The organism is Halorubrum sp. C191 (assembly GCF_002727095.1).
Taxonomy (GTDB): Archaea; Halobacteriota; Halobacteria; order Halobacteriales; family Haloferacaceae; genus Halorubrum; species Halorubrum ezzemoulense.
In genome coordinates this window covers 1-15,748 of sequence record NZ_NHNZ01000053.1, presented here as the reverse complement: position 1 = coordinate 15,748, position 15,748 = coordinate 1, and the positions used below count along the sequence as shown (strand labels likewise).

Genomic DNA, 15,748 nt, shown 5'->3' with positions numbered 1-15,748 from the left:
TCGTTCACTCAACAGCCGACACTAACGTTCAAAGCTGAGGAGCTTGTAGACACTGTCTCCAAACCCTGCTGCTCATTCGTTTTTAGTTAAGCCCAGTAGTAATATTATACTACCAGATTATGCGCTAAGGTGTTTGAAGAGATGAATCTCACGAGCCAACTGGTATTGCCGTCGAAATCAAACAATAAAGATCTGCTTCAGACCCAGATCTCGAACCGTAGCCGGTGTGATCGTCCGGAATTCAGCCCGAGAACACCGTTATTAAATATTACTGTGAGTGTTAAATAAAGACGAGTGCCCTGCTGCTTCGCACGTGGGGCTTTCTATGACAGGCCCTGCTGTGTATCCATGAAAAGCAGCCTCTATAGTGGTATTACCGCTGTTATTAGCATACAGCACTGCGAATTGAGAGCAGGGAGAGGCAGTATATTAAAAAAAGCGTGTGTGCTTGTTACTGTTGTTTGGTGTTTATGGCTCGTACGTCCGAAGGACTGTCTTTTCGCCACCTATGTCCCCAATTATTTGGACACTGGAATTATTGTGTTTCACTGTTACAGTCTCGCCTACCCCTTCTAAACTTGACGTCCCGGTACCGTCAGTCTTGTTGACAATAACGCGATCCACATTTCCTTGACTAACTAGTGTTACCGTAACATAGGAGCTGTTAGGTTCATCAATTGAGACTCCAGCATTTGCGTTCTGGCCCAACTGGTCACCGAGTCCGAGCACGAACGTCCCGATCACAGCCGCTAAAATTACAGTTATGGCGACCATGAGTATAACCCCTATAACAGGGCTGACGGCCCGTTCACTGTCTTGGAATGTTTTTTTAATGTTCATGATGTCGTTGTATCGCCAACGGAACAGGTACGAAGGTTAACGACACTCGGGTACAGAATACTAGGTGCCTTGTGAGGCCCTATATCGTGTAGACCCGAAGTGGTAGGATGGCCTTCCATCCTGCCGTTTCCTTCAGTTTGTCCGCTGGTATGCTCTAATGTACTCAAAGCACAGTTATAACTACTCTGATCAGGATATCAAATGTGAAAACGACTCACAAGATGTATCGCACAGGGTGTCAATATATAAGTATGGAACCGACGGCGCGCTCAATCGCGCGGACCTACTCCGATCGCGTCTACCCTGACCCGTGGCAAAAGGTCGAGGACTACCAGCGCGTGCAGGCGTACGCCGCCGAGCACCCAAACGCTGGTCGGACAGCGGTGGGAACCGCACTCGAGCTACCGGCGGGGCGGGTTCGGCCGTGGCTCAACGGTGGCCGGCCCGACCCGGTGCGCGGGATCGAGACGGCCAGTGCGAACGGCTGGCTCGATCCCGAATGCGACATGGCAGGTGCTCTTGTTAAGCTGCTCGCGCACGTCCTCGCGGGCGGGAGTATCAACGAAACGTTCGTCCCTGCAATCACGATCGGGCGCCGGGTTGATCGCGAGGCGATCGAGGCAGCATTCGCGGCGGTCGGCGTCGACACACACTGTCGCTATGCGAACAGCGACGGACGCGCGACCGAACTGTACCCAGCAACGGACGCCTCGGTGCTCGGGCGGTGTCTCGTCGCCATGGGCGCCCCACAGGGCGCAAAGACCGCCCTTGATGCCGTCCCGGCGGTCGTCTGGGAGAGTCCCGAGTCGATCCGGCGTCGGTTTGTCGAGGTGTACGTCGCGCACCGTGGCCTACACTTTGAGACGAAGGCAACGACACGCATCCAAGAGGAGCGCCCGAAGTCATATATCGTCGATCTTCACAAACTTATAGAGACGGCAAGGCGAATACACCCGCCTTCAGGCGGGTGATGAAGCCGACATGGTGGGAAGCAATTCACTAGCCGAACGTCTGTACCGAGTTTCATATACGGAGATTTAATTGACAGGCCGCTCTATGCGAAGGCAGGAATCGGTCGGAACGGAGCGGATTCCGAACCGTCCTCCAGAGGCGGCCTGTCCGCCCGCGTAACGAGGCAGTATCTGGAAAGGCAGTCGGTGAACGCCACATCCTCGAAGGGTGTGTCTCTGTCGATTGCTCAAAGCACGCGACACGATACCCCTAACTCCGCTGATGCCTGCCGGCGTCCCCGTGGCAAAAACAACATGTGGGACGCCATACACGGTGAAGGATAGGGGTAACAGCCACTTGGCATGGCCAGCAGTCCACCAGTCCGACACTGTGGGACTACCCGTGCCCGAAAGGTCTGGTAGTCAACTGATTGGACTACAAACCTGAAACTCCCACCGCTCGGGATTCCTCCGCGTTTACGCGGAGGAGGATGTCAACAGCGAATCCGTCTCCAGTCATGTCTCATACGGAGAGCGAGGGATCACTATTTCGGCGAACGCCGCTCGTGAACTCGGGTTCGCTTGAACAACATCTCTGACGAAGAGAGACTGTCACACGCCCGTCTCTGACGGTGAGGAGCCGGCGCTACGCGCGGACTGTGCTGCGGATCTGGTGTCTGACGTCCTGTGCGACCACGACCAGCGTCACCACGAGTATGATCGCGGAGAAGGCGGTCCAGAGCCGAACATTGATGCCGTTAACGCCCGCCCAGAACGGCACGGTGGGGCGCGGCCGCGCCGCGACAAACGGCCACAGCAGGTCTGGCGGCACCTGTCCCGCGAGCAGGCTCCGGTACGTGTCACCGACCAGATGTGACAGGTACGCGGCGGCGAACGCGCCGGCGACGCGCGGCCGCTCGGTGTAGTGCCCGTACGCAAGCACACCGGCCGCGATTGGGAGCGCGAACGGCAACGAGTGTACGAAGACCCGGCCGCTTGGCAGCACCCCGAACTGGTGTGCGAGCGGCTTGTCCACGAGATCCGGAAACTGACTGCCGACCGCGGTCACAAACACCACTCCACGTGTCGGTAGGTGTCGATCACGAACGGCGACGTACGCTATCACCGGTAGGAGGGCGACGAGTAAGTGTCCGTGGGGGAACACGCCTATTGGTTCCAACCCCGGGCAGAAGAACGTTCTTGCCGCAATTCACTCTAATCCTTCTTCTGGAGACAACAACGCGATCTGCCATCCGGCTAGCAGCGACCCAGCCAGACTCATCGGGACAGCGATCGCGAGCCCGGCACCGAGCAACCACCGTGGAGTCCGGACCACGTCCTCAAAGCCGACGAGAGCAGCAGCGGTAAGATTGAGGAGTTCAACGAGCGGCAGGGTGGCGACCACCCCGACGACCCCTCCAAGGACACCAAGCACCAACGCCTGTGTAAGCACTACCCCGACAAGCGTTGAGGTCCGTGAGCCAAGCGCTTTGAGTGCTGCCAGCTCCCGTCGTTGTTGATACACCACCGACACCATGAGATTTGCCGTGAGCGCGAGTCCCGCAAGAACACCAAGCACGACGAGGCTCCCGCCGCTCGCGAGCAAGACGGCCTGCCGTTCGAGTGTGGCTTCCAACTGCTCGCTATTCGTCCGAACCGTATATTCGGGATACTCGGCTTCAATCGCGCTCGCAACGGTACTTGGAGAGGCACCTGCGTTGAGACTCACCGTAATGAGTGACGCCCGATCAGTTGCGGTAGTCCCTGTGACCGCTTGGAGCTCACTCAGGTGAAGCGTTACGGACGGCGTTCCAAGAAACCGTGAGAAGGTTGGTGAAACACCGACAATCTCAAACTGGTTAGCTCGGGCTGACGAGAGCGTCCCGCCGACATAGATGGAGTCTCCAACACCGACATCAAGCAGTTCGGCCGTCCGCGGATCAATAATGATTTCGTGAGTCATCGGGCCAGCGTAGGTCCCGTTCGCATAGTGGACGTCACCCTGTTGGAACTGTGTCCCGTTTGTGATCTCCACGGCAGGTCCAACGCCGGACCCAACCCCAACGATCGTCTCCCATTCGTCCCCACTCGTGCTCACATAGACGGTTTGATACGCCATCGGCACCGCCGCTGTCACGTCTTCACGCGAATCGATTGCGGCCGCAACCGAATGCGCATCGACGACCGTGTTCTCAAAGCCCCCGACAGTTCCCGGCGCAAGCTGGACGGGGCCACCAGTAACCCATAGGTCACGGCCAGACGCATCGAACTGTTCTTGCCCTGTCTCGACGACGCCAAGCCCCACTCCGGCAAGTAGCGTAACCGACAACACCGCCAGCGCAATCCCGATGATTGCCAACAGCGTCCGGGTGCGGTGCTGCCGCAACTGTGTCAGCCCAATGCCGGTGACCGCTCGCAAGCGGGACACCCCACGCATTAGCTAAGCACCTCGAGCTGGTCGGTTCGTGCCGCGATCCAGGCGGGATACGGCGTCGCCAACACACCAATTGCGAGGGCAACACCGGGGCCGTAGGCGAGCAGGGCGGGGTGAAACGCCGCGATCTGGCTAACGGAGCCAAAGATGGTTGCGCCGACGTTCAATACTTGGAGGCCAGCCACCCCACCCAGAGTGCCGACGAACCCGCCGAGCCCGGCGATGGTGAGTGTCTGCGCGAACACGATGACCATCTGTGAGGACGTCGATATGCCAAGCGCCCCTTGAACGGCGATCATTTCCCGGGCAGCAATTGTCTCTAACCCAACGAGTGTTGCAACGAACAGCGTACCGATTGCGACGGTTGCGATGAGGGCAGCGACGGCGACAGCAACCGGCAGGCTTGATGTAGAAAGGTCTTCTCCACCCAGCCCCGCCCGCGTCAACACCTGTGTTTCCGGATATGCCGCCGCTAGTGTGGATTCGACGGTTGGATCGTTTGTACTGACGAGGATCTGGTCGGCTGAATCCTGGCGTGCGGTGTTTGTCAGTGTCTGAAGCTCACTCGCATGGACCACAATCAGCGGGACGGGGCCTACGCCACCAGAGAGATCGCCGTCGGCAATGGCAGTCGTTGTGAATGTCTGATTCTGCCCTGCTCGGGCGGGATGGATGGTATCACCCTGCTCAAGCCCCACAATTTCGGCGGCGGCACCACTCACGATCGCTTCGCCCGTCCAGGGACCAGTATACTCCCCATCAGCGTAATGTGGATCGCCCGGCGTAAGCTGGTTGGTTGGCAGCCCTAACAGGCGCTCGCCACTCTCCGGTGGAATCACGCCCGCCGCAAGGACGTATTCGGGTGTCGTGTCCGTGTCAATCTGAAGAATTTGGAGTTCAACTGGTGTGGCAAAGGTCACTCGCTCATCAGCTTGGAGCCGTGCTGTGGTCTCATGAACAGCACCAAGCTGGGGGCCTTCCACGGAGACGGCGACGCTGCTGACCGATCCACCGTCGGGAACGATCCAATAATCCACATCATCACCCTGAATCGTCGATCCACCAGCCAAATTGACCGCGACGCCAGTCACGCTGATCATCAACGCCACAGCGAGCGCCACGCCACACACGCTCAACAGGAGCCGCCGACTCTCACCAGTCCGTAGTCGGCCAACGGTCTGGGTGACACCAACCCCGAAGTGACTACTTCGTTTACCCATCAGTGAGCCTCCCGTCACGGAGCCGGAGTACACGGTCCATCCGATCGATCGCCATCGGGTCATGTGACGCGACAACGACAGCATGATCGGCAGCCACGTCCGCGAGCAAATCTAAGACTGCCTCGCTGGCCGTCGAATCGAGCTCACCGGTTGGCTCGTCAGCGATCACGAGATCTGGGTCCCCGCCAAGAGCCCGCGCGACAGCAACCCGCTGTTGTTCACCACCGCTGAGTGCTGCTGGGCGATGTGAGAGTCGATCGCCTAGTCCAACGTCTTCGAGTAGTGACTGTGCTCGGCGTCGCCGCTCTCGTTTCCCACTGCCTTGTTCGATCATTGGCAGCGCAACGTTTTGAAGCGCTGTCAACGACGGGAGGAGGTGGAACCGTTGGAACACAATTCCGACGTGATCGCGCCTGATGGCGGTGCGTCCACGTTCGCCCATCGAACTGGTGTTCATACCAGTAATCGCGACGTTGCCAGTGTCGGGTGTCTCGAGCGCAGCCAGTAAATGAAGCAATGTGGATTTTCCGCTTCCACTAGGGCCCGCGAGGCCGACTAACTCACCCCGTTGGACCGCCATCGAAACGGCATCTACAGCCGTGACTGACGTCCCAGATTGTCGTGAGAAAAGGCCTCCAGTACTGCCGCGTGTGTACGTTCGAACAACCTCCGTACACTGGACAACGGGTGAGTCGCTCATCGAACTCATCTGTAATTCACCGGACATACTCTGCGTACAAGTCCTTTACTCCAGGTAGTCCATCATACACCCACACCACGAGACCCACAACCGTGAGGACACCCCCAAACACCACCATCGGTGTCGCTTCAAGAGTGAGAAAGAATTCGATGAAACTCCGGGATTCACCTTCCGGCACGGAAGTCAGAGGCCAGAGCCAGTACCCGAGTCCGGTATACTCCTGTGTAAGCACTGGATAGATGCCATCTCCAACCAGATGGGAGACGTAGCCAATCGCGAACGCACTGACGAGTGTACGCTGATCGGAGTACTGAGTGAGCCTCCGCAGAACGAGTACGACCACTGAGAACGTCACTAATGAGTGAGACAGACTCCGTCCATAGGGGAGCAGTGGGATCGTCCACGTCAGCGGTTTATCAATCAGATCGGGAAACTGTGTTCCAAGTCCAAGTGCGAAGACGGCCAAGCCGATCGGCGGATGCCCGATCTGCCAGCGAGCATACACCGAGTAGATGAGGTAGCCGAACGCAGCATGTCCCCACGGTAGCATCTACTCTAAGATAATTTTGGGAGATATATAGTCGCGTTGAATAGAATTCTTTCGCAGGAATCAACGAGTGGAACCTGTTCCTGGGTCTCCGATCAGTTCCTCTACTGCTGAGAGGGTCTCGGCAGCCGCATCCGATGACAGTCCGTCTGCCGAATACGTAGCGGTCTCGTACGCTTCTGTGACCTGTGCTAACTGTGCCGTATTGATCTCATGATCGGCATGTAACTGGCGATAAAACTCCCAATGAGTCTGTGGGGTCGACAGTGAGTCACTAGATTGTAACCGTGACCGGACGGCTGCGTACGCAGACTGGACGGCAACATTTGGGTGGCCAGCAGCCAGCGCTTCACGGGCCGAATGTAATGATGCCTGCGTGACCGCCTCTATCTGGCCGTTATCCGACAGTCCAGTCGTGGCAGACGACGCGGTGGTTGTCGTTGTCCCGGAGTCTGCGGCCGGGTCCGTTGAATCGGTAACTCGAGCCCAGGTTTGCGTGATCCACTCTCGATCAACGCCACGCGAAGCGAGCAACACCACGATAACACTCATGACTAAGAGGCCACCACCAACGACACCAGCGAGGACCCTGCCGACTCCAAGTCCGGCGCTTGGAAGTGGCACGCGTTGTTGAGCCGCACTCGCCTCTAGGTTCGTGCCAGTGGCCTCGAAGGTCGCAGTCACCGTGATGTCACTGCCACGAAGACCGGCTGGAAGCTCGTAAGTAGCCTGATACCCCCCACTCGCATTCGTCTCGACAGTACCGAGAGTAGTCTCTCCGATCGCGACACGAATAGATCGATCGGACAGTGGGTCACCATCGGCAGTCCGTAACTGCCCACCCACCGTTACATTCCGAGTCTCGTTCGTGCTGGTGACGGTCGGGTCAGTCGAGAGGTCTGTTGGGGTCGATTGAACGGTGATCGGTGCCGTTGCCATCGACCGCTCGATCGCCAGCTCACGCCGATCGATCGACACTTGGAGATTAGCATCACCGGCTGGAATTGTCTCCGGCATCGATCCCGAAAGCGTAATGCGACCACTAGAATTGGTTTCGGCAGTCGCGATCCGCTGCTGGTCGAGTGTCAAAACAATGGGAATGCCCGCAAGCGATCGGTTGTATTCGGCTGCGACGATAACCTGTCCAGTGGCCTGAACTGGCTCGGTGAACGCGGCCGCCTGAGTCGTGTTCTCGAGTTCGACCGACGTCGCAGCCTGCTCAGTGATCGAGACGGCAACCGTCTCCGTAACTGGAAGATACGGCTCACTCCCAGTGGGCGTATATGCCACTGTGAGGTTCTTCGCACTTGTCGAGGCGAGCAGTGGTCGGTATGTCGTCTCGAACTGTCCAGTCTCGGTCGTGCGTGTCGTGATGGAATCTTCACCTAAGCTAACGCTTACCGATGCGTTCCTGATTGGCGCTCCCTCGATCGTGGTCAGCTGTCCGGAAACACGCAGTGGATCACTTGCGGCGACCGTTGTTTGGTTCGTCTCGACAGTTATGTTCGTCTCAGTAAACTCACGGTCGATGACGCCAGCCGCCGCTCGCTGGACTGTTTGTTGAACGACGGAGATCGACTCCTGTGTTGCGTTGAAATCGATTTCAGTCTCTGTTTCGAGTGCCTCGTACTGTTCGTTGAGCTCCGTTGTCGTTTGATTCAGCTCTTCAGCAGTCGTTAGGAGTTCACGTGCCAATTGCCGTGCTTTTTCATCACTCCCGTTGTTGACCGCATTCTGATACTCTTGGCCAGTTATTTCTAATTCTTCGATCGAATCTGCCAGTTGTAGCTGCTGTTCACGAGTTAGATTGAACCGATCCGCTGTCTCCTCGGCATCGATGTCAGCAGCCACTGACGAATACCGCTCGAGAAGGACAGCATATTCTTCGGCTTCGAGTGGTAGCCGACCCTCCGCGTACTCACCTTCGCTGAGTGCGGCCGCACTCAGATTTAACCGTGACCCTAGTTGTGTCGCGAGATGGCTTGCGACGCGCTGGTCGTCACCAGCTTCAGAGATGACTTCGGGGTTCTGGTGTGGGGGCGTGGCGTTGGCCGTCTCATTGGTTGTCCCGTTTGTGGCCGGAGTTTCTGCCCCCGGAGCTGGGGTTGCTCCAACCCCACCGGCGATGACACTGACGAGAATGATCGCAGCGGCGAGTGCGCTGTAGCGGCGACGGCGAGCCGACACACCAGTATACCAGCCGTCAGGTGATTTGAATGTTCCTCTTCCTCAAAGATGAACGGCCAGATCGGAAGCCAAGTTTGAATTGAATTGAAACTGAGATGTACCCAATGGACGTCACAGACCGCTGGTGGGCAACGGCCGGAAGCGGTCTTGTCTTCGTCATCATCGGTGTGCTTGCTGAACGACCGGCGTTGCTACTTGCGGCAGCGGGACTCGGCGCGTGGATTCTTGCCACCGCCGCGGTTGCGGGTCGGACATTCACGCAAGCATACGACCGAACGACAGTAACCTACACGCTCGGTGCTGATGATACACTTGTTGATACGCCGATTATAGCTACGGTGTCGCTATCGCGACCGAACACTCGTACTACCCTCCCGGTGACCGTTCAGGCGACCACACCACCGGGCGTCACCACCGAAGCCGGCGATCAGACGCTCTCGCTAGCGCCAGGTGACACAGAAGACACGACGGAGTTCACCGTCACCGCCTCGATATCGGGTCGATTTGAATTCCCCAAGCCAATCATAACTCTACACGATCCGCTAGGTTTGTATCAGACGCATGTTGAGTGGGAGACCACACCGACGGTAACGGTCCGTCCACCAACCCCGGACCTCCATGTCGGCCGGGGTGGTGAACGCGTTGACAGCGCCTATGGGCAACACCAATCGGATCGTCCTGGTCCTGGCGTGACAATTCGGGAACTCAGACAGTACGTCCCCGGTGATGATGTTCAACAGATCGATTGGAACGCAACGGCGCGGCTCGCAGAGACCTATATCAGAGAAACCGAAGGAGAAACCGATCGGCGGACGACGCTTATCATCGACCACCGCTCACAGATGGGGGTGGGCCGTGACGGAGAGACGATGTTGGAGTACGCCCGTGAGGTGGGAATCGGAATCACACGCGCGGCTGCTACTCGTGATGACCCACTTGGCTTACGCACGGTCGGTGATGACGGCCTGACGAATATCGTTCAATCTGGGACAAGCGATCAGACGTACGCACAGATCGAGTCTCGACTGTATGACCTCGTCCCGACCACTGCCGACTCATCCTCAGGTGGACGGACGGCGCGTGAGGCCCGTGAGCGGAGTGATCGCCTCACTGATGATGAGACACCATTTGCGCGGATTCTCGGAGCGTATCTGCGTGATCAGGACCCGTATGTGACACGAATCCGTGATGACCCACTTGTCGGGACTGTCCGCAGCGTTCGTAACCAAGTCGGCGCCGACGACGTGCTCGTTATCGTTACCAGTGATACAGATCCGACCACAGTAACGGAGGCGGTGAAGGCCGCTGTCCGTGGCGGTGGCCGGACGATCCTATTTTTGACTCCCCAATGTCTGTTCGAACCAGCTGGGCTGACGGATCTCGATGTCGCATACGACCAGTATAGAACATTTGAAACACTCCGCCAGGATCTCGATACGCATCCCCGAATGACAGCACTCGAAATCGCACCAGACAGCCGTGTCGATGCGGTGCTCGCACACCGTCGGATGAGTTCAACTACCCGATGACTCACACGGACACACCACAGTCGCGTATGGACCCGCCCATCGGATCACTTCGAGCTCGCGATCCCGTCAGTATCGGTGCGCTGGTTATCCTCCTCGGCGTTATCGCTATTACCGGGATGACGCGTGAACTCCTCATTGCCGTTCCGTTGTTACTCGTCGCAGGGGTGCTCCCCGCACCGATTGCCTTCGCTACAGGCCAGCTTGCCGTTTTTCCCACGATCTCTCTCGAAGACACGCTGCTTGTCGGTGTGACGCAACTCGCGTTGCTCTGTGTGCTTACTGAGCCTGCCCGACGTCACCAGCGGTGGGCAGTATTTATCGGCACGCTACCGACGTATGGCTTACTCGTGGCTGTCGTTGCTATTGGACTCCGTGAGGGGCTCGTCGTGGCAGGTGGGCTCCTCTGTATCGCTGTCATAGTGGGGACGTATCTTGCCCGGCGGGTGACGTTGGTACAGCTCGGTCGTGTCGCTTTGGATCACACACCGTCAGTCGACGATGCTGGTGGTGCTGAGATGACAACTGCTGTGTCAACTGACGAGACAGCCGGTGAGACTTCTGTTCCCGACACAGATCCCGATACTGGTCCATCCTCTGAGTTGAGCGAGACTGACGAGATCCAGAGCAATCCTTCTTCGACCAACGACGAAAGCGAGCCGAAAAGGTAAACATACCAGTCTCGAAAGGGACAGCGACGGAATGGCCAGTACCGGAGAGACAGACGCAACACGATCAGCTGTGACGGAGTCGGAATCACCCGAGGAGACGTCACCAGCTGATCTCCGGCGACAACTTGCTGTCCTCGAAGCGGAGAACCGCCAACTCCGTGAAGAGTATGCCCGCGCCCAACAGGCCACCTATCGACGGACCGCACTCGGATTGTTTATTGTTGGTGTCGCCGGGATCGCCGGTGGGCTCATCTTTCCAGACGCTCGGGCTGTCCTGTTCGCTCTCGGCGGAACAGGTGTCTTCGCCGGCGTGCTTACGTTCGTGTTAACCCCAGAACGATTTGTATCCGCGCGCGTAGGTGCGCGCTTATTCCAAGCGCTCCGAGCCGATCGCGACGCGACTGTGGATGAACTTGGCTTGGAAGGAGATCCGGTGTATGTGCCGACAGATGACGTCCGATTGTTCGTTCCACGCTACCAGGACCGGCCGCTTCCACCTGATTCAGCACTATCGGATCTGTTTGTCGTTCCCGAGACACCTGAGCAGGGTGGCGTCGCCTTCCATCCAACTGGGAGACCACTCTTCGAGGCGTTTGAAGACACCCGCAGCCAGCCACTCAGTGAGACTCCGCACACGGTTGCGGCGACGGCTGCCGATGCGCTGGTTGAACTGTTTGAACTCGCTGATGGGGTTGAGTACGCGGTCGATACCGACACAGGTCGGGTCACCTTCGAAGTGGTTGGTGCCGGCCTCGGTGATCCCACGGGAATCGATCATCCGATTCCCTCATTTCTGGCTGTCAGTCTGGTTGAAACGCTTGGTATTCCGGTCCGTGTCGAGATAACTGACGATGACCCGCTCGCGATCACCTGTCGGTACGACACTCAAAATGAGACCTGAAGCCGGTGGTCTCCACACAGTCCTGCTGTGTAGCGGTCTCGGACTACTCTTCGTCGAGTTCTGAGCCGCCATCGGGTGCCTGTGGTTGGCTGTTCGCGTCGAACTCGAGATCTGCGCTTGGCGGCATCACACCATCGACGATCTCCTCAATGATCGCTGTGACAGACTGGTCGGCAAGTTCCGCATCAGTCGTCCGAATGACTCGATGGACGAACACGGGCTCTGTGAGCGCTTTCACGTCATCAGGAATGACATACGAACGGCCTCGGATCGCTGCCCGGGCCTTACTCCCGCGGAGAAACGCCAGTGTGGCCCGCGGTGAGCCACCATACTGGAGCGTGGCTGCCTCTCGTGTTGCAGCGACGAGATCCAGGATGTACTCTTTGACCGGCTCAGCAACGAACACGTCTGTGACAACGTCTTGTGCGGCCGCAAGCTCATCTGAGTCAACGACTTGTGAGACTGTCTCCGCATCCAACGCCGGCGCACTATCGAATCGGTTGAGTACTTCTCGTTCCTCTGCTCGGTCGGGAATATCGATAGTGTATTTGAACTGAAATCGGTCTCGTTGGGCCTCAGGCAACTCGAAGACACCCTCCATTTCGATTGGGTTCTGTGTCGCAATCACCATGAACGGTGCTGGCAACGAGAGTGTTTCGCCGTCGATAGTAACCGTTGACTCTTCCATCGCCTCCAACAGTGCGCTTTGTGTTTTCGGGGTTGCCCGATTTATCTCGTCGGCCACGACAAGATTCGCAAACACCGGGCCTTTCCGTAGTTGGAACTCCCCTGTTGCTTGTCGGTATACGTTTGTTCCGACGATGTCAGCCGGAACCATATCCGGTGTCATCTGAACCCGGCTATACGACAAGCCTGTTGCCTGCGCGAATGCGTTGGCAATGGTAGTCTTTGCGACACCGGGAACTCCCTCAAGCAAGACGTGGCCGTCTGTCAGTAGTGCTATCGTAAGCCCCTCCAGAATGTCTTCGTTTCCGACGACGACCCCACTGGTCGCCTCACAGATCGCCTCATACACCCCCTCCGGACTACTCATCATCTTCGGTTCGTGAGCGCTCGGATAAAACATCTGTCATCACCTGCCGAAGTCGTGTCTCATCCCACTCGGGATGTCGCTGACTGAGCGATCTGAGGAGCGTGTCCTCATCAATAAGTTCCGTCGGCGTATCCTCGTCGCCACTAGCGATTTCACGAAGCCATATTGGGAAGTGGTCACGTAGGGGCTCCGGTACTATCTCGAGTAGCCCACCCCAGATCGATCGGCTGGTGAACCGACCGAAGACACCGTACGCCCAGACGAATCCAATCCCAACCCCGACGAGACCCATCTGAACCACTACTGATGACCGAACAGCCAAGAGTATGATAGATAGAGGTGGTTGTTCACCAGCTCGCGAGTAATCAAGCAGCGTCTGCTGGTGTGTCTCCAAGAGTGCCGTCGCGAACGCCTCATTGTCGGGCTGCGTTAGCATTGTATTGATGAACACACTGGGGTCACTCACCGCGATCACGCGTCCATCACCAACGGATTCGACGGTCACTACCGGATAGGTACTCAGTTCATCACCCGGCGATAATCCTCCTGTTCCGTCTCGATCGAGATAGCCGAACCGCGAGCTTGTGGCGAGTACGGTTGATCCGTTGGCGTCGATTGCTGTTGCGCCGTTCAACGTCAGCTGCGCGACGTCAGAGGTATACTGTGAGTCAGTGACGTTCGTCGCTACTGGGAGTGAGGGCGCTTGGTAGTACTCACGTTCATCTAGTAGTTGTGTCCCGTTAAACCGGGCATCCGCACCGACCGCTGAGAGTAACGCATTCCCCTCGGAACCGAAGTCATCAGCAATGACAACAGTGCCACCCGACCGTACGAACGCTCGGACACGTCGTGAGTCGTTTGCTGTGTAGGGTTCTTCGGGAGCGAGAATAATTGCGGTTGTTTCACTCGTGTTAGAACGCTCATAGGCTGTCGTTTCGAGGGCGATCTGTGACTCACTTTGTTGATCTGCGAGTTCTCGAAACTCACTCGTTCCGTCCCAGTCGATGTTATACCCGCCGAATGTAGCCGTACTTGTACTCGCTGCGATGACGATTGCCACACTGAGCGTGAGAATCAGCGCATACAATACGAGACGTGGGACTGGTGGTCTACGCATCTATATGACTCCCTCTGGAAGAATCTCCAAGATGCGTCTGATAACGATATATCCGAACCCCGCAAGTCCAATCGCAATTACAGGCAGAAGACGGCGCCGCCAACGTGGTGTCACGTTGAATGGGGCTGTGAGTTCAACGACGACTAACAGTCCAATAAGCGACATCACAAAAAAGAGCTCTAGTGTCAACGATTCAAGCGCCGTCAACAAGACAATGACACTGAGCATCCACGCGACGACCCCGTAGAGAAACTGGCGTCGCTTCCCGAGTCCCATTACTCGTGTCTCTGTATCCTCCGGCATCAATCCTCTGGTGCTGGCTCTCCCGGCTAAAGACGTAGGCCACGCATTCGCTGACCGAGTGACTTTTGTCTTCTGTCCCATTTCAGAGCACCATGGTGGATCGTCAGGATGTTTGGCTCGTTCTTCCACATCCTATTCGTCGACTGCCAGCTGATCTCGCTGCGGTAGTTATCCTGACGTTGTTGACGCTTGCGACTGTCTTCGTACCCGTAGTCAATGAGACGCCACTCCGCGTCGGATTTGGGCTCACTTTCGTGTTGTTTCTCCCTGGATATGCGTTCATTGCTGCGCTCTTTCCAGAATCCGGATCGGAGTCTCCACCGGCCGAAACCGCCGAGCAATCAAAGCAAACAGCGAGTACCGACGACTCAACACCGCAGCCAGTTCCAGGTACTGAGGCAGCCGCAGAATACGGCAATACAGAAACGGTCAACTCTGACCCGACTGATAGTTCAGGGATCGACGGGATCGAACGGACGGCGCTCTCGTTTGGGCTCTCGATTGCGATTGTGCCGCTGATCGGGCTCATCTTGAACTTCACACCATGGGGAATCCGGCTTGTCCCAATTGCGACGAGCGTTGCTGGGTTCACACTCATCTGTGTCGCTGTTGCCGCACAACGCCGCTGGGAACTGCCGCCAGACGAGCGGTTCGTTGTCCCTTATCGCGATTGGATCGGTGCCACAAAACAAGAATTGTTTGATCCGGATGATCGGGTTGACGGCACACTCAATATTGTACTCGCCATTTCGGTACTACTTGCTATCGGCAGCGTTGGCTATGCGGTTGCGGTTCCACCTCAAGGCGAGCAGTTCACGGAGTTTTACCTCCTTACGGAGAATCCTGATGGTGAACTCGTTGCCGACGGATATCCTGAAACGATGACACGAGGCGAGACAGCAGAACTGATCGTCGGAATCGGAAACAATGAGTATCAATCGACGACGTATACTGTTGTTGTCCAAGTACAAGAAGTCAATACGACAGACAACTCAACAACTGTACTTGATCGGACCGAAATTGATCGGTTTGAGGTGACGGTCCCTCACAACGAGACCCAGCATCAGCAACATACCCTTCGCCCACCACAGACTGGTGAGAACCTTCGGGTTCAGTACCTCTTATATAATGGCAGTCTACCAGATACACCCACCAGTGAGAACGCATATCGTAACCTCCATCTTTGGATCGACGTTGAAGGAACTGGTTGACAATTTTCCGGCCCTGACGCGCCTCTTCCACGCTACCCGTGCCCGAAAGGTGTGGGAGTTGTGTGATTGTCTCAGCTTTGAACGTTG

15 protein-coding genes are annotated in these 15,748 nt (G+C 57.0%); 5 read left to right on the top strand and 10 right to left on the bottom strand.

Annotated elements, in window-relative coordinates:
- Window positions 1-468: 468 nt before the first annotated feature.
- Window positions 469-840 (bottom strand): type IV pilin, encoded by a 372-nt coding sequence (locus tag Z052_RS04945; RefSeq protein ID WP_099288879.1) that lies wholly within the window; start codon window positions 838-840, stop codon window positions 469-471.
- 251 nt (window positions 841-1,091) lie between these two features.
- On the opposite strand from Z052_RS04945, the gene Z052_RS04940 reads away from it, so the two are divergent.
- Entirely contained in the window at window positions 1,092-1,811 is a 720-nt protein-coding gene (locus Z052_RS04940; protein WP_099288878.1) for a hypothetical protein, read from the top strand.
- Between the two features lie 625 nt (window positions 1,812-2,436).
- On the opposite strand, the gene Z052_RS04935 is transcribed toward Z052_RS04940, so the two are convergent.
- The 6 genes from Z052_RS04935 to Z052_RS19705 all read right to left on the bottom strand — a co-directional run bounded on the left by Z052_RS04935 (window position 2,437) and on the right by Z052_RS19705 (window position 8,878).
- Window positions 2,437-2,955: a metal-dependent hydrolase gene (locus Z052_RS04935; RefSeq protein WP_099288877.1), complete on the bottom strand. Its 519-nt coding sequence runs from the start codon at window positions 2,953-2,955 to the stop codon at window positions 2,437-2,439.
- 45 nt (window positions 2,956-3,000) lie between these two features.
- The gene (locus tag Z052_RS04930; RefSeq protein WP_099288876.1) at window positions 3,001-4,227 is read right to left on the bottom strand and encodes an ABC transporter permease; all 1,227 of its coding nucleotides are present in this window, start codon (window positions 4,225-4,227) and stop codon (window positions 3,001-3,003) included.
- Window positions 4,227-5,354, bottom strand: coding sequence for an FtsX-like permease family protein (locus Z052_RS04925; protein ID WP_343124795.1), 1,128 nt, complete (start codon window positions 5,352-5,354; stop codon window positions 4,227-4,229). Before Z052_RS04925 ends, Z052_RS04930 begins: the two co-directional genes overlap by 1 nt.
- 82 nt (window positions 5,355-5,436) lie before the next feature.
- The gene (locus Z052_RS21205; protein ID WP_308203505.1) at window positions 5,437-6,171 is read right to left on the bottom strand and encodes an ABC transporter ATP-binding protein; all 735 of its coding nucleotides are present in this window, start codon (window positions 6,169-6,171) and stop codon (window positions 5,437-5,439) included.
- Complete coding sequence (locus Z052_RS04915) at window positions 6,161-6,694, bottom strand: metal-dependent hydrolase (protein ID WP_099288874.1); 534 nt, start codon at window positions 6,692-6,694, stop codon at window positions 6,161-6,163. Before Z052_RS04915 ends, Z052_RS21205 begins: the two co-directional genes overlap by 11 nt.
- Window positions 6,695-6,754: 60 nt before the next feature.
- Entirely contained in the window at window positions 6,755-8,878 is a 2,124-nt protein-coding gene (locus Z052_RS19705; protein WP_144050001.1) for a hypothetical protein, read from the bottom strand.
- Window positions 8,879-8,982: 104 nt separating this feature from the next.
- Between Z052_RS19705 and Z052_RS04910 the strand changes: the two genes are divergently transcribed.
- Genes Z052_RS04910 through Z052_RS04900 form a run of 3 tightly spaced genes read left to right on the top strand, consistent with a single transcriptional unit; the run spans window position 8,983 to window position 11,976 of the window.
- The gene (locus Z052_RS04910) at window positions 8,983-10,407 is read left to right on the top strand and encodes a DUF58 domain-containing protein (RefSeq protein WP_080508685.1); all 1,425 of its coding nucleotides are present in this window, start codon (window positions 8,983-8,985) and stop codon (window positions 10,405-10,407) included.
- 26 nt (window positions 10,408-10,433) lie between these two features.
- The gene (locus Z052_RS04905) at window positions 10,434-11,075 is read left to right on the top strand and encodes a hypothetical protein (protein ID WP_144050000.1); all 642 of its coding nucleotides are present in this window, start codon (window positions 10,434-10,436) and stop codon (window positions 11,073-11,075) included.
- A 31-nt stretch (window positions 11,076-11,106) separates the two neighbouring features.
- Window positions 11,107-11,976: a hypothetical protein gene (locus Z052_RS04900; RefSeq protein WP_099288872.1), complete on the top strand. Its 870-nt coding sequence runs from the start codon at window positions 11,107-11,109 to the stop codon at window positions 11,974-11,976.
- 43 nt (window positions 11,977-12,019) lie between these two features.
- Here Z052_RS04900 and Z052_RS04895 read toward each other — a convergent pair whose 3' ends face one another.
- The 3 genes from Z052_RS04895 to Z052_RS04885 are packed head-to-tail and all read right to left on the bottom strand — an operon-like array spanning window position 12,020 to window position 14,423.
- Entirely contained in the window at window positions 12,020-13,030 is a 1,011-nt protein-coding gene (locus Z052_RS04895; protein ID WP_099288871.1) for a MoxR family ATPase, read from the bottom strand.
- Complete coding sequence (locus tag Z052_RS04890) at window positions 13,023-14,090, bottom strand: DUF4350 domain-containing protein (protein ID WP_241897898.1); 1,068 nt, start codon at window positions 14,088-14,090, stop codon at window positions 13,023-13,025. Before Z052_RS04890 ends, Z052_RS04895 begins: the two co-directional genes overlap by 8 nt.
- Before the next feature lie 57 nt (window positions 14,091-14,147).
- Window positions 14,148-14,423: a hypothetical protein gene (locus Z052_RS04885; protein WP_089308389.1), complete on the bottom strand. Its 276-nt coding sequence runs from the start codon at window positions 14,421-14,423 to the stop codon at window positions 14,148-14,150.
- Between the two features lie 119 nt (window positions 14,424-14,542).
- Between Z052_RS04885 and Z052_RS04880 the strand changes: the two genes are divergently transcribed.
- Window positions 14,543-15,661, top strand: a complete 1,119-nt coding sequence (locus tag Z052_RS04880) for a DUF1616 domain-containing protein (RefSeq protein ID WP_099288869.1) — start codon at window positions 14,543-14,545, stop codon at window positions 15,659-15,661.
- The last annotated feature ends 87 nt before the right edge of the window (window positions 15,662-15,748 follow it).